This is a genomic window from Puia sp. (assembly GCF_036500295.1).
In the GTDB taxonomy this organism is placed as follows: Bacteria; Bacteroidota; Bacteroidia; order Chitinophagales; family Chitinophagaceae; genus Puia.
In genome coordinates this window covers 1-13766 of the sequence record NZ_DASYCH010000092.1, presented here as the reverse complement: position 1 = coordinate 13766, position 13766 = coordinate 1, and the positions used below count along the sequence as shown (strand labels likewise).

Below are 13766 nucleotides of genomic sequence, written 5' to 3'. Positions count from 1 at the left end.
TATGACCACACGAATCAATATACTAAAAAGGATCGCGCTGTTTGCCTTCCCCGCGATATTGCTACTATCGTCCGGCTGCAAAAAGTTTCTCAATGTAAACCAGGATCCGAACCATCTTGTCGCCGCTCAACCGGATCAGCTGCTGCCGACAGTCCAGGCGGCCATTGGCGTTGCGTTAGGCGATGATCTTTATCCCTACGGCAACATCTGGTCCCAGTATTTTACCCAAAGTGCGGTCGCTTCGCAATACAAGACGATCGATCAGTACCTGCAGGTAAATGCGGATTTCAACTACGCATGGCAGCACCTTTATCAAAGTGCACTGATCAATACGCAGTTGATGATCACCAACAGCACCGGAAATGCCGCGCTCACGCAGTACCTGGCGATCGGCGATGTGCTGAAAGCGTATAGCCTGCAGCTGGCGACCGACGCCTTTGGCGATATTCCCGTAAGCCAGGCCCTGCAAGGGTCGGACAACAAAAACCCTTCCTACGATCCACAGGCTACGGTGTATGATTCCATTTTCGCCCTGATAGAAAAAGGCAAGGCGCTGATGAGCGATACGGACCCCAATGCCCCCACTTCCCCGGACCTTATCTTCCAGGGAGATATGGACAGCTGGATCGCTTTCGCCAATACCCTGGAGTTGCGGGCCTACCTGCGTTTGAGCCAGATCGATCCCGCAAGGGCCGAGGCCGGTGTAAAGGCGCTTTATGCATCCAATGCCAGCTTTCTCAACGCCAATGCCGAGATGACTTATACGTCCACCGGTGGCAATCAGAACCCCTTCTACATTAAAGAGGTGGCTCTGGGCAAGACCGTGAATCTCGCGGCGAGCAAGACGGTTGTTGATGCTTTTGTCCGGAATAATGATCCGCGGCAGTTCGCTGTATTTACGCTGCTGGATAGCACCGATACAGTCACCTATCTGCCCCAAGGGTCCTTCGCTCAGAATATTAATACGATTACCTCTACCCCTTCCCCCCTGGTAGCAGGCGATCCCCAGAACGCCAAGTCGGCGCTTGCACCCGTGATCCTGATTTCGGCGGCGGAAAGCAATTTCCTGCAGGCAGAGGCCGTTTCCCGTGGATGGGCATCAGGCTCGGCAAGCACCCTGTTCACGCAAGGCATCAAGGCAAGCTTTGCCTCCGATGGAATTCCGGATTCCGCGGCTGCCTATATCGCCAGCGCACCGGATGCCCAGTTCCCCGCGGGTGCGGCTGATCAGCTCAAGGTCATCATCACGCAGAAGTATTACGCCATGTGCGGCTCTCAGGGTTTCGAAGCCTGGACCGAATGGCGGCGTACCGGCTATCCCGACTTCCTGGTGACTTCAGCAGCCGCCGGCGGCCGGACCTTCCCGCTGCGGTTCCTGTATCCGCAGTCGGAACTCACCGGAAACCTGAAATACCCCGGCACCGTCCCGGAGACGACCCCGGTATGGTGGGATAAATAATATGGAAGTACAATCCTGCTTCACAAGCAAAAACCCGGAGAATGGTTCTCCGGGTTTTTTTATTTGATCTCGTGGAATGCGTTGTAATAGGTTTTGACAATGGCATTGATCACCAGCGAGGGATCGTCATTGAATATAAAATGCCCGCAACCGGTTGCCAGGATGCCGGTCCGGTTCGCTGACGCCGCGGCGAATTCGCGATGACAGCGTTTCCAGTCATTGATGTCCGCGCTATCGGTAAAGGGCGGATGGTCTGAAACAAAGTCCGTAACCGGGATCGTATTGGGAAAGGCAAATTTTCGCATCCATTCAATATTTGCGCTGAAGTCCGCCCCCTGGTAATAGGTTCCGGGCTTCGTCGCCTTTAGTGCGTTGGTGTTTTGGCGGTTGATCAGCTGTTGGGTTGCGGCAAGTCTTTGTTCATCGTAGAAGCAGGTTGTAGTAACATCGAGTAGTACGGCTGCCACAACTTTGTCAGGATGCCGCGAGGAATAAAGCTGCGCGTATAGACCGCCCTGAGAGTGGGCGACCAGGATGATATTGCCGTCGTAGCCAAGTTTCTTTAACCCGGTTTCCAGGCCGGTGATCCCATTCTGGATCCCATGCCTGGTCGTGTCGAAGGTGCTCTTGCCAAATCCCGCTCTGTCGTAAGTGATGATAGTGGTTGCCGTACGCTGTGCAATGGGCCGGATGATCTTATTCCAGGTAGTGGCGTCTTCGCCGCCACCCGCTTCAAAGAGTATCGGTAAGCCGTCACCCCTGGTAATAATAAAATGCAGTTTATATCCGCCAACGTCAACAAGGGTGTCCAGATCCTGCGATTGGCCTTGCGATACGCGTTGGTCCTGCGCTGACGCCGGCGATTGGGTTTGCGATTGACCGCGCGATTCGTTTTGCAATTTATCCTGCGACCGGTTTTGCGCCTGACCCTGCGCCTGGCCTTGCGCCTGACTAAACCCGGCGATCTTCATCGGGGCGAGAACGTCCCATTTGTTTGGCTGGCTGGCCTGAATAGTAGGATCAGCCGAACCCCGGCCATTCCAGAGAACATGGCCCTTGTTCCGGCCCCATACCCAAAGCTGGCCGCTTTTATCTTCCGCGACCACATAGAAGGCATCGCCGATACTGGTGAATAATTTCACGAAAGATACCCCTGCCGGATTGATCTTAAGAGGCTTGTCAACCCAGAGCGATCCGCCGCCCCATGGCGCGACGAAATTCTCGAATTTCGCCTCCTGTCCGTTCCCGATCGCGGCCTGCGTATTGTCGCCCCACGCGTAGACATCGCCGTTGGACATCAGCGCATAGGATGCCTGCGTGCCGACGGCCAACTGCGCCGGATTGCCCGGAAGCCTGAGCGTCTTGGTAAGATTGAAAGGAATATTCCGGCCGCTGACATCCGGACCGAGACCGAGATACCGGGTGTTATAGGCAACCCCATAAATAGCACCGCTCTTACCCCTGAAATAGGTCCAGGCCCCCCCGCCGTCAAGGTCCACGATCGGCTCGGGGAATTTCATGACGCCGGGCCGGGTCGGATCAGGATTGTCAACCCCACGGCCCAGGACGTAAGTGGGATAGTATTTCAGCCGCGTTCCACCCCAGCTGTCGACGGTCCCGTCCATATAGAGGACATAAACGAATGAGCCGACCGCCACCTTTCGTATAGGCTTTTTAATCGCCGTTACCACATAGGGAGCCGGCTCGGCCCTGTTGCCTTCCGTGCCGTCCCCTCTGAATCCCGATTGGGTATTGCCGAGCAGCGTCAGCTTGTTGTCGTTGGTGACAATAGCAAATCCATATCCCATACCCGGCCCGGACCCGTCGCCGGAATTCGCATACGCAACAATTTGCCGGGCATTCGAAACCGCCGTCTTCGTCGCCCCGATCGACGCCGCCTTTAACCCACGACCGGAGATGTTACAGACATTGTCTCCCCATACATACGCAAACCCATCGACACCGATAAACCCCGCCGTGTGAAGCGAAGCGGAACCCTTGCCCTCCCCATCGGCAATGGCCGGAAGATCCGCCACCGGTTCGGTACTGCTGGAAACAATATTGAAAACCCGCTTGCTTTTCGGATGGCGTACCCAGTTGTCGTATTCCCCGGGGTATACCTGGAATTGCTGCGCTTGCAGCGCGAGTGGGAAAAGGAGAAGGAGATAGATATTTTTCATGGTCCCTACGGTTGTACAAAACCGAAGTTACCGCTTTGACTTCACATTTAAAATGCCCTTTAATGTGGTGAGTTTGCCCGTCCAGAATTTATCGAAGTAGTTGATGAAGTCCTGTAATTCGATAAATCCGTCCTGCTTTAACGTACAATAGCGTTCTCTGCCGACGTCCGTGATAGAAATGAAACCCGCGGTGTACAGGATTTTTACATGCTTTGAAACAGCAGGCCTGCTCATTTCGAAATTTTGTGCCAGCGCGTTGATGGTCTTGCTTTCCTTTGAAAGCATAACAAGGATTTGTCTGCGGCTTGGGTCGGCAATGACCTGAAACACATCAAGGTTTTGTGTTGTCATATTTTAATTGGATGTAAGAGTGCGGTAAGGCGGTTTCCTAACGTGGTCCAGCCGTTGTTGTGTGCCTGGTGATCTTCCAGGGTGGTAAAACCGTCATGCACCAGCTTTAATTCCGTTTCACCGGCTTTTTCCGATAAGGTCCACAGCACCTTCGAATCGACAGTGATCACCCCGCTTGCATTTTTCACTCTCCAGGAATAGGATAACTTTTTGCAGGGGATGATCTCCAGCACCTGGCAAAAATTGACACACCCTCCCTTTCCATTGAGTTGAAATTGATGACCGATAATCGGCTGAAAATTAGTGCTTCCCATCCATTGTTCCAGGAGTTCGGGCTTGGTGAGATAGCCCCAGACTTCTTGCGGGGAGGCGTTGAAAGACCATGTTTGGTTGATTTCCTTTTGCACGTTTATGTAATTTTAAAGTTACTCAAATGTATAAGTAACTTTTGAGTTACGCAAATTTTTTCTTATTTTTGTGCACTCAATCGAAGCCCAATGACATTTAGTGACTTAAATCTGACCAAACCGCTCTTGAACGCCTTAGACGACCTGGGCTTGCATTCCCCCACCACCATCCAGCAAAAGGTGTTTTCCGTGATCATGTCCGGCCGGGATGTATGTGGAATAGCCCAGACAGGCACGGGCAAGACATATGCCTATTTATTACCCTGCCTCCGGCAATTAACCTGGTCAAAGACCCGGACCACACAACTGCTGATCATTGTCCCTACCCGCGAGTTGGTCGCGCAGGTCGTGGAATCGGTAAAGGAACTCACCCCCTATATGACCCTCCAGACCGTCGGCATCTATGGTGGCGTAAACATCAATACACAAAGGGTCGAAGTGGAAAAGGGGATGGATATCGTCGTTGCCACACCGGGACGACTATACGACCTGGTCCTCAGCGGTGCACTGCGGCTGAATGGGATCAAAAAGCTGGTGATCGATGAAGTGGATGAAATGCTCAATCTCGGGTTTCGTCCACAACTAAGGAATATCCTGGACCTGCTGCCGGTAAAAAGACAGAACCTGCTTTTTTCCGCAACGATTACCGAAGAAGTGGAGGCCTTGATGGAGACTTATTTCAACGGCCCCGAACGGATCGAGGCGGCGCCGACAGGCACCCCGGTAGAGACAATAGATCAGAAAGCATACGAAGTGCCCAACTTTTACACCAAGATCAACCTGCTGGAGTGGCTCTTCAGAACGGATAAGGAGATGACAAAGGTGCTCATCTTCGTGGCAACCAGGGAACTGGCCGACCAGCTTTACGAACAATTGGCCGAAAAATTTCCGGGCCTCGCAGGCATCATCCATTCGAATAAAGATCAAAACTACCGGTTCAATACGATAAAGAAGTTCAAAACCGGCGAACACCATTTTGTCATTGCCACCGATATCGTGGCCCGGGGGCTGGATGTGGCCGAAGTATCCCACGTCATAAATTTCGATCTTCCTGCTGTTCCGGAGAATTATATCCACCGCATCGGCAGAACAGGCAGAATCGATCGGAAAGGGATTGCCATCAGTTTTATTATGGAGAAGGATAGATCTTCCCGGGAAGCGATCGAGAGCCTGATGAACCTTCGGATCCCCATTGTCCCATTGCCGGCCGACCTGGAAATTTCGGCAATGCTTACCGAAGATGAAAAGCCAAAGCCCTTTGAAAAAGCGATACCTCTCAAAACGCCAAAGCCCGAACAGGGCGGCGGGGCCTTTCATGAAAAATCGGAAAAGAACAAAAAGGTCAATGTCGTGGTGCGAAAAGCCGAACGAATGCATAAGAAATATGGCAAGCCAAAGACAAGAGGCGCCAAAAAGAAATAAACCGCTACTTCAATTTGTTCTTCCGAAGCGAATACTTATAAAAGTCTTCCACCTTGGTTCTGGCCCAGGGAGTCTTGCGCAGGAACTTTAAGCTGGATTGTACGGAGGGATTGCTCGTAAAGCATTTGATCCGGATCTGCTCGCCCAAAGCCTCCCACCCATAACTCTCCATCAAATGTGTTACGATCCTTTCCAGGGTCAGTCCATGAAGCGGGTCTTTTGAAGGGGAAGGCTCCTGCTTTTTGTCGGTCATTAGTCTTGATCTTTTATCCCCCCAAATATAGCAAGAAAGCGCGCATCCCAGCGACCCCAAGGTCCGGAAGTGTCCGGATAGAATATTTTTTTGTTTTCCGGGTGATCTTCCTACCTTTTTAAACACTTATTAAAAAGACACCGGCAATGATCAAACAAACAGAAGACCCTATCATCAGTCTGTATAGAGAAGGATTTCCCCACTTCGCCCGGATGATCCGGCGGATGGGCGGAAGTCTTGAAGAGGCGAAAGACGCCTTTCATGACGCTTTACTCATCTATATGGAAAAGGAAAAGGCGGGAAAACTGAACCTTCATTCCTCGCCAAAAGCGTACCTGCTGGGCACGGCAAAGATCTGCTGGCTGCATGCAAACGATAAGGGGGCAATCCTGGCCCTGCCCGAGAGGTTTGAAGCGGCGGAACCGGAAGATACAGCTACGGAGGAAATGGAGAAAAGTCTGATGGAATCCCTTGTGAGAAGCGGAAAGAAATGTATGGAACTTCTAACGGCATTTTATTATGACCACTTCTCAATGCAGGACATCGCTGCGCGATTTGGCTTTAACGGAAAGAGATCGGCCACCGTCCAGAAATTCAAATGCCTGGAAAAGGTCCGGGAAGAAATAAAATCAATCCAGAGGTATGCGCAATGAATTGAACGAGACATTCCTGATCGACCAATGGCTGCTCGGTCAGCTCTGTGCAGAGGAAGCACAGGACTTCGAAGCCAGACTCGTGCTGGATGAAGCATTTGCCGAAAAGGTGGAAGCACAGCGCACGGCACACCGGATGGTCCGCCGGTATGCCCGCAGGGAGGGGCGCCACAGGCTAGAGAGCATCTACCGGCAACTGCTCCATGAGGCTGATTTCGCCCACCGGATAAAAACAATATTTGCCTGATATGATCATCCCAACCGTTATCGATAGCGCCACCAGGAGTGCCTATGATATCTATAGCCTGTTGCTGAAAGAGCGGATCGTCTACCTGGGAACCGCGATCGAAGAAAATGTCGCCAACCTCATCGTAGCACAGCTGCTATACCTGGATAGTGAGAATCACAATTCCATTATGCTGTACTTAAACAGCCCGGGCGGCATTGTTTATGGCGGTTTTGCTATTTATGATACCATCCGAAAACTGAAGTCCCCGGTGTCGACGGTGGCCATGGGCTTTTGCGGCAGCATGAGTACATTCCTGCTGACTGCCGGACAGAAAGGGCAGCGTTATGCCCTGCCTCATGCTACTATCCACATGCATCCGACCGGTGGTGGTGCAAAAGGATACACAGAAGACGTACGAATCGCATACAAGGAGCAGGAACGGCTGCAGAATCAGATATTCTACCTGATGGGAAAATTCTCCGGCCACAGCCGCGAGGAAATAGAAGAGCTTTTCCGCCGCGACCGGTTTATGAATTCCGTGGAGGCCCGGCAGTACGGCTTTATAGACGAGGTTTTGGGCGACACCGATGACCTCATCGCCCTGGATGAGGACCCGACCAAAATACATTTTCAGACGCCCGGAAAGGACAGGGAGAGCATCGGGTTCAAGCAGCATCCGGCATGACCTTCGTTCTCCCCCTTACGGATGCACGCAATTTCTGCAACGATGCATAGTTATGGCATTATGAAAAGGCTATTGAATTACACAGCTCGGATTTTACCGGGGAGTCCAGGACGAAATTGAAGGCTCTGCAGGACGCGTCTCAGACCGGCAATAAATAAAGACCCGCTTCCTTATCTTTAAGGTATGAAAAAGCAACCGAATCCGCTGATGGTCATCGTGCTGGCCGCTATTCTTTCTTTTTTCGCCTTACCCGCCGTCGCCCAAAAACTGTATGTGCCTAATTTCGATTCCGCCTGGATCAGGGATGAAGAGCCATTCCGGATTGCCGGTAACTTATATTATGTCGGCACCTACGATCTGGCCAGTTATCTTATCACAACCCCCGCAGGACATATCCTTATCAATACCGGGATACCCGGATCGGACACGATGATCCGCCGGCATGTGGAAGCGCTGGGTTTCAAATTTTCCGATATCAGGATCCTCCTTGCCACACACGCGCATTTTGATCATGTCGGCGCGATGGCGGCAGTAAAACGAATGACGGGAGCAAAGCTTATGATCGAGGAAAAAGATGCGCCCCTGCTGGCGGATGGCGGCAATTCGGATTTTATAATGGGTGGGCATGGCCCGATGTTCCTACCGGTGAAAGCCGATCGTCTGCTGCACAATGGGGATATGGTAAAGCTCGGGGGCATGGAGATCATGCTGCTCCATCATCCCGGACATACCAAGGGGGCCTCCAGTTTCATCTTCACCGTAAAGGATCAGACCCGCGCTTACCGGGTGTTGATCCTGAATGTACCCTCCATCCTCAGCGAGACCAAACTCTCCGGCATGCCCACTTATCCCGGGGTAGGGAAGGACTACGCCTACACCCTGGATACGTTGCCGAAGATACAATTCGATCTCTGGCTTTCTTCCCATGCCAGCCAGATGGATCTGCACGAGAAGCATAACCCCGGCGATAGCTATAATCCCGAAGTGTTTGCCGACCGGCCGGCGTATGACTCGACGATCAATGCCATAAAGGTGCAATACAAAAAAAGACTGGATCAATAGCTCAGTCCCGGCCCTCGCGGCCATGGCGCACTTCCTCACGGTCGCCGGCGGCCACCCCATCCGGCCGGATTTTTGCATAGTCGATATGCATATCATCGTTTTATGTCGACAACGCGAACTTCAAGGCTGATAAAAGCCACTCCTGATATAATATACGGGGCATTCACCGAGCCCGCTGCGCTGGAAGCCTGGATGGCGCCCGGAAACATGACCGGCAAGGTGCAGTCTTTTGAGGGCGCCGTCGGTGGCGGTTACGTCATGTCCCTCTACTATCCTAAAGACCACACCGGCCCGGGAGGAAAGACCAACGCAACAGAAGACCGGTATACCGCTCGTTTCATCACCTTGCAGCCCTATAAAAAGATCGTAATGGCCATCCGGTTTGATTCCGGCTCTCCGGGTTTCGTCGGTGAGATGATCATGGAAGTGCAACTTGAACGACAGGGTTCGTCGACACTGGTTACGATCATCTTCACCAATGTCCCGTTGGGGGTCAGGCCGGAAGACAACGAAAAAGGCACCGAGCAATCGCTCGACAAGCTTGAGCAGTATATTCAATCGAAGTGATGCACCTCATGCGAAGAGACGGGAAGAGACCGGGCAACGCTCGGCATGCTGCAAAAACGAAAAAGGGCTGAACAAAGTCCAGGGCCATTTTGGTCACTGTTTTGGTCATTGTTTATGATCTGGCAAATACCACAAGCGGCTCATAGTTGCCGTTGTCAGCCGCTCGAAGTGCCGTAGGATAAGCGAAGCGGAACTTACCGGTTGCAATCAATTTATTCCCGCCCCATGTAAACACCTCGCGCCCGAACAGCTTTTCGATGATGATATCGCCGATAAGGCGTGAATGCCGGCCATTCCCGTTGGCAAAGCAATGGATGGAGACAATCCGGTGTTTGAAGCGCACGGCAGTCTCATCGGGGCCGAACGTCTTATTTTCGATCCAAAATTTGCAGTCATCCAAAAGAATGCGCAGTTCCACGCCGATTTGGTACTTATCGACACCGATGTTTTTATCCGATTGCCGAAACTCCCCTGCCCATTCCCAAACGCTGCCTAGCATTTTCCTGTGAAGCTCACGAATAAAATCCTCAGTCAACACTTCCGAAGGTGAAAACTTCCGCCGCCTTTCGACAGTCCATCGGATGGCTTCTTCGATGTTTCGTTGTTCCACTTCGTCAAGGTCACCGCGTGTCATGACCGATGGAATCAGCAAGCCATCCTTTTCATCTTCATCGAGCGGGGTTTGCCCTTCTTCGTACTGTAATTCTATTAATCCCATAAGGTTTTCGGCATTTCTCTTTTAATGTCATTGGTCAGGTCGGCAATGGCTTCTTCCAGCCTTTCTTTTGAATTTTCTTGATCTTCCAGTTTCATAGTCGTTGAGGTGCGCATCACGATCTTTCGCGCCATCTCTGCGGCCTTACTTTCGACCATCTGTTCCAAGGATTGGTTTTTTTGCGGGACAAATGCGTAGACGAGTTTCATATCCAGTGCCGACGCCGCTTCCCTGAGTGTTTTGAGAGTGATCGTTCCCTCTTTTTCTCGACCTTCAAGATCACCCAGACTTTGCGGGGTAATAGATAACCTACTTGCTAACTGGCGAAGGGACATCTTTAAAGTCTTTCGGATAAGGCTGATCCAGCCTTCGGGCGGTTGTGCTATGTCAAACAAAGGTCGCAGGTCTTGCAACTTCTTGTCTAATTGTTTGATAATGAGCAAATTGTTTTTATTTTTCATACTATATCCTTTTAAACTGACTACAAATATAAGTCTATAAGTTTAAAAATAGGATAATATTATAAGCTTAAAGACTTAATTTATATAATTAATTATAAGCTTATAGACTTATTTATTGACCCATTTTTGATATATGGAAGTGATACTGAGGAAATATCAAAAACTTCACCAGGACATACTTCAATACCTGCCTTTCTTACGAACCAAATCAAAACGTGGAAATATAACGGATGTGGAAATTGCATCTTGGTACAAGTTCTCCGAGGTGAAGCAAAATTGGTTAGGATTTAGCTTGTACGGTAATGGTGCGCGGGATGGACTGCCTCCGGCGATCTCTTCCGGGTGCTCTCACCCACGGCCCTCATTCCGCTATCGCGGAATGGGTTTTTTCATTTGTCCGCTTAGCCGAGGGAGCCCGGCACGCTTCCAAACGAAAAAACCCTTCTGACGTAGTCAGAAGGGCCTTGTGCACCCAATGAGAATTCTATCGAACACTTCTTGGCCGTTTACGACCTCTTTTTTGAATAGAATTGTTTGATAAACATGTGGATTGAAAACGGAGTGGTTGAGAAAGTGTCGAACACCTATGCTTGGCAGGCCGATGCTAGCCTTCAATAGAAATCAGGATTTTTCCGTCGCAACCCCACTTTCAGGTCGTTCCTTGGAAAGAAGCATACCATCCAAAAAAGCGCTCCATTCACTGGGTATACGCCAACCTGTATTTCATATAAGTCGGCGCACATTTCATCATCGTACGCCGTTTTACCATTCCACACTCAGCGAAGTATTCTGAACCCTTCACGGATATCTCCAACGAGAAGTTCCGGTTGTTCAAAAGCAGCAAAGTGTCCGCCCTTGTCATGTTTTTTGTAGTAGATCAAGTTGGGATATGCGCTCTCTACCCAATTTCGGGGAATATTGATGACTTCGTCCGGAAAAGCGCTCACCACAACCGGGCCCTTGACACCTTGGGGGCTGAAAAAATCATATTTATTCTCCCAATAGATACGGAATCCTGAAACCGCCGTGTTTGTCAACCAGGCAAGCGTAATATTGTCGAGGATATCATCCCGCGTAAGTCCTTCAGACTTTCCGTCAACAAATACACGCGAGATCATCGCCAGACTAATCTGGTCGTGATCAAGAAATATAGCGGCAAGGCCTACGGGCGAATCCGCAGCGGCGAGCAAGCTTTGCGGACGTTTTGACATCATGATTTGTAATATAAAATCGCTTATAAAAGTGCTTATTTGATCGTATGCCTTTTTTTCCTCCGGGGAGAGGTTGGATGGTCCAGGCGCTCCTGAAAAAGCCCCCTTTTCTATTTCAGGCGGAACTCCAATCGGGAAATTTATAGCGGAGCCCAGTACGCTATCGGGTGACTGTACAGCCATTAAGTCAGTGATCATTGCACCCCAATCTCCGCCTTGCGCAAAAAACGTCTTATATCCAAGACGCTTCATTAGTGTAACCTGTGCACTTGCTATCCGGCCAGGATTCCAGCCCAGAGTTGTTGGTTTTCCTGAAAACCCGAACCCCGGTATCGAAGGAATCACAACATCAAATGCATCTTCAGCCTTGCCGCCATACGCAATGGGATCTGTAAGGGGACCAATGATTTTCAACTGCTCAATGGGGGAACCCGGCCATCCATGTGAGACGATAAGCGGTCTCGCATTCGTTTCTTTCGAACGAACATGAATAAAATGAATATCCAAACCGTCAATTTCAGTTGTAAAGTTGGGGTAAGAATTCAGTCTTGCTTCTACTTTTCGCCAATCATACTCCGTTGCCCAATACTTCGCCAATGCCTTTAGCGTCGCCAGTGGCACACCTTGTGTTTGATCAGTAACAAGTTCCTTTTCAGGCCATCTTGTTGTTAATATCCTTCGGTGCAAATCATCCAGATCAGCTTGTGAAGCACGAAATTGGAAAGGACGGATTTCGTCTTTGGATACTAATGCTGGAGCAATAGTGTTTTCTGCTTGTGTCATTGTTAAGAGTTTAAATTATTGAATCGGACATGTTTAAAGACTTATTTGCGCCAGCGGAGTACCCTGATCATTGACAGGTTCCTTTTTCGGGCATCTCGTGGCAACAATCCGGCGTTTTGGGAGATAGTAGCGGTTCTTGGGTGCTTTCCCTGCCGTCTGAACTGGGCGTGACAATTCCCTTTGTACCCGTAATGGTGCTTTCTAGGTTTTCATTGTCGATTTTTTGAAGCCAAAATTTCAAGTACCAGCCATTTGAGCAAATAGCATGGTAATGGAGACCGCTTGTTAAGCGAGTAAACAAGGGGATTCTTGTTTAGCTTTAAAATCTATAAAAAGGAAGAGAGGGCAATATGCTGCTCGTGACAGCACTTTTAATTGGAGACTCTGGGTTCTTAAAAAGATTAAAGTGTTGTCAAGGTACGACTGTTTCAAAATATCCCACAAGAGAACTACCAGCTGAAACAGGGATTTCGTTGTCCCTTTCATCGTCTTGGTATAAATTCGACGGTCTTCATATTGAAAACGCGATTCAAAATAGCTTTGGCGACCCCTTCTATCAACTTATGCGGAAAGACGGACCCCAACGGAGCAATATTTCGCGGCCTAAGAGCATCCCTCACTCTCCCTCCTAACAGAAGGGATAGTTTCGGACCGACTATGGAAAGAGCGTTTGCGCATCACAGATAACAAGTTAACCGTGCAGCGGGCGGTAGAACTAGAAAGGGAAGTAAAAAAGTGGTTGAGGAAATTAAAGCCGTGACTTTCGTCCGATACTTTTAGACGCACTTGTTCTCGCCACACTGGTGTTCGATAAATTTAACTCTCGAAGGACATGTGAATTCGAACACCTTATTTTAGTATTATCTATTTATTTGGGGTGGGAACAGTAAAAAAGGCCTCGTAAATCAATCCATTTACAAGGCCTTACAGTGCGCGGGAAGAGATTAGCTCCGCTGATCTCTTCCGGGGGAGCTCTTACCCAAAGCCTCCATCCCGCTTCGCGGGATCGGGCATTTCAGTTTGTCCGCGAGCATGCTCGCACCGCTACCAAACTAAAATGCCCTCCGGACTTCGTCCGGAAGGCATTTGTGCGCGGGATGGATTGCCTCCGGGCCTATCGGCCCTCCGGCGATCAAGGGGGGCGGCTACAACCGATCATGGCCCTCCCGCTTCGCGGTCGGCTTTTTCATTTTCTCCGCTTAGCCGAGCAACGCTCGGCACGCTGCAAAAACGAAAAAGCCCTGGACTTTGTCCAGGGCCATGATCGATTGTGCGCGGGATGAGATTCGAACTCACACGCCTCGCGGCGCTACCACCTCAAAGTAGTG

The 13766-nt window shown here is 50.4% G+C and carries 14 protein-coding genes; 7 read left to right on the top strand and 7 right to left on the bottom strand.

Annotated features, from left to right (window positions below):
* Window position 1 precedes the first annotated feature (1 nt).
* Entirely contained in the window at window positions 2-1459 is a 1458-nt protein-coding gene (locus VGM48_RS17290) for a SusD/RagB family nutrient-binding outer membrane lipoprotein (RefSeq protein ID WP_331581397.1), read from the top strand.
* A gap of 59 nt (window positions 1460-1518) precedes the next feature.
* On the opposite strand, the gene VGM48_RS17285 is transcribed toward VGM48_RS17290, so the two are convergent.
* Genes VGM48_RS17285 through VGM48_RS17275 form a run of 3 tightly spaced genes read right to left on the bottom strand, consistent with a single transcriptional unit; the run spans window position 1519 to window position 4397 of the window.
* Window positions 1519-3639: an alpha/beta fold hydrolase gene (locus VGM48_RS17285; protein WP_331581395.1), complete on the bottom strand. Its 2121-nt coding sequence runs from the start codon at window positions 3637-3639 to the stop codon at window positions 1519-1521.
* A 27-nt stretch (window positions 3640-3666) separates the two neighbouring features.
* Window positions 3667-3990 carry a metalloregulator ArsR/SmtB family transcription factor gene (locus VGM48_RS17280; RefSeq protein ID WP_331581393.1) on the bottom strand — a complete coding sequence of 108 codons (324 nt, stop codon included), beginning with the start codon at window positions 3988-3990 and terminating at the stop codon, window positions 3667-3669.
* Window positions 3987-4397: an SRPBCC domain-containing protein gene (locus VGM48_RS17275; RefSeq protein WP_331581391.1), complete on the bottom strand. Its 411-nt coding sequence runs from the start codon at window positions 4395-4397 to the stop codon at window positions 3987-3989. Before VGM48_RS17275 ends, VGM48_RS17280 begins: the two co-directional genes overlap by 4 nt.
* 126 nt (window positions 4398-4523) lie before the next feature.
* Here VGM48_RS17275 and VGM48_RS17270 point away from each other — a divergent pair, with 126 nt between their 5' ends.
* Window positions 4524-5819: a DEAD/DEAH box helicase gene (locus tag VGM48_RS17270; RefSeq protein WP_331581389.1), complete on the top strand. Its 1296-nt coding sequence runs from the start codon at window positions 4524-4526 to the stop codon at window positions 5817-5819.
* 4 nt (window positions 5820-5823) lie between these two features.
* Here the strand turns inward: VGM48_RS17270 and VGM48_RS17265 are convergent, their stop codons facing one another.
* Window positions 5824-6072: a VF530 family protein gene (locus tag VGM48_RS17265; RefSeq protein ID WP_331581387.1), complete on the bottom strand. Its 249-nt coding sequence runs from the start codon at window positions 6070-6072 to the stop codon at window positions 5824-5826.
* 146 nt (window positions 6073-6218) lie between these two features.
* On the opposite strand from VGM48_RS17265, the gene VGM48_RS17260 reads away from it, so the two are divergent.
* From VGM48_RS17260 to VGM48_RS17240, 5 genes are all read left to right on the top strand, one after another.
* Window positions 6219-6725: a sigma-70 family RNA polymerase sigma factor gene (locus tag VGM48_RS17260; RefSeq protein WP_331581385.1), complete on the top strand. Its 507-nt coding sequence runs from the start codon at window positions 6219-6221 to the stop codon at window positions 6723-6725.
* Window positions 6715-6972 (top strand): hypothetical protein, encoded by a 258-nt coding sequence (locus tag VGM48_RS17255; protein WP_331581383.1) that lies wholly within the window; start codon window positions 6715-6717, stop codon window positions 6970-6972. The genes VGM48_RS17260 and VGM48_RS17255 overlap by 11 nt, the downstream gene beginning before the upstream one ends.
* Before the next feature lies 1 nt (window position 6973).
* Window positions 6974-7639 carry a ClpP family protease gene (locus VGM48_RS17250; RefSeq protein ID WP_331581381.1) on the top strand — a complete coding sequence of 222 codons (666 nt, stop codon included), beginning with the start codon at window positions 6974-6976 and terminating at the stop codon, window positions 7637-7639.
* A 183-nt stretch (window positions 7640-7822) separates the two neighbouring features.
* Window positions 7823-8701, top strand: coding sequence for a subclass B3 metallo-beta-lactamase (bla, locus tag VGM48_RS17245; protein ID WP_331581379.1), 879 nt, complete (start codon window positions 7823-7825; stop codon window positions 8699-8701).
* A 102-nt stretch (window positions 8702-8803) separates the two neighbouring features.
* The gene (locus VGM48_RS17240; protein WP_331581377.1) at window positions 8804-9268 is read left to right on the top strand and encodes an SRPBCC domain-containing protein; all 465 of its coding nucleotides are present in this window, start codon (window positions 8804-8806) and stop codon (window positions 9266-9268) included.
* A 112-nt stretch (window positions 9269-9380) separates the two neighbouring features.
* Here the strand turns inward: VGM48_RS17240 and VGM48_RS17235 are convergent, their stop codons facing one another.
* The 3 genes from VGM48_RS17235 to VGM48_RS17225 all read right to left on the bottom strand — a co-directional run bounded on the left by VGM48_RS17235 (window position 9381) and on the right by VGM48_RS17225 (window position 12438).
* Complete coding sequence (locus VGM48_RS17235) at window positions 9381-9986, bottom strand: mobile mystery protein B (protein WP_331581375.1); 606 nt, start codon at window positions 9984-9986, stop codon at window positions 9381-9383.
* On the bottom strand, window positions 9977-10444 hold the full coding sequence (locus VGM48_RS17230; protein WP_331581374.1) for a mobile mystery protein A: 468 nt from the start codon (window positions 10442-10444) through the stop codon (window positions 9977-9979). Before VGM48_RS17230 ends, VGM48_RS17235 begins: the two co-directional genes overlap by 10 nt.
* A gap of 776 nt (window positions 10445-11220) precedes the next feature.
* Window positions 11221-12438, bottom strand: a complete 1218-nt coding sequence (locus VGM48_RS17225; RefSeq protein ID WP_331581372.1) for an epoxide hydrolase family protein — start codon at window positions 12436-12438, stop codon at window positions 11221-11223.
* Window positions 12439-13766 lie beyond the last annotated feature (1328 nt).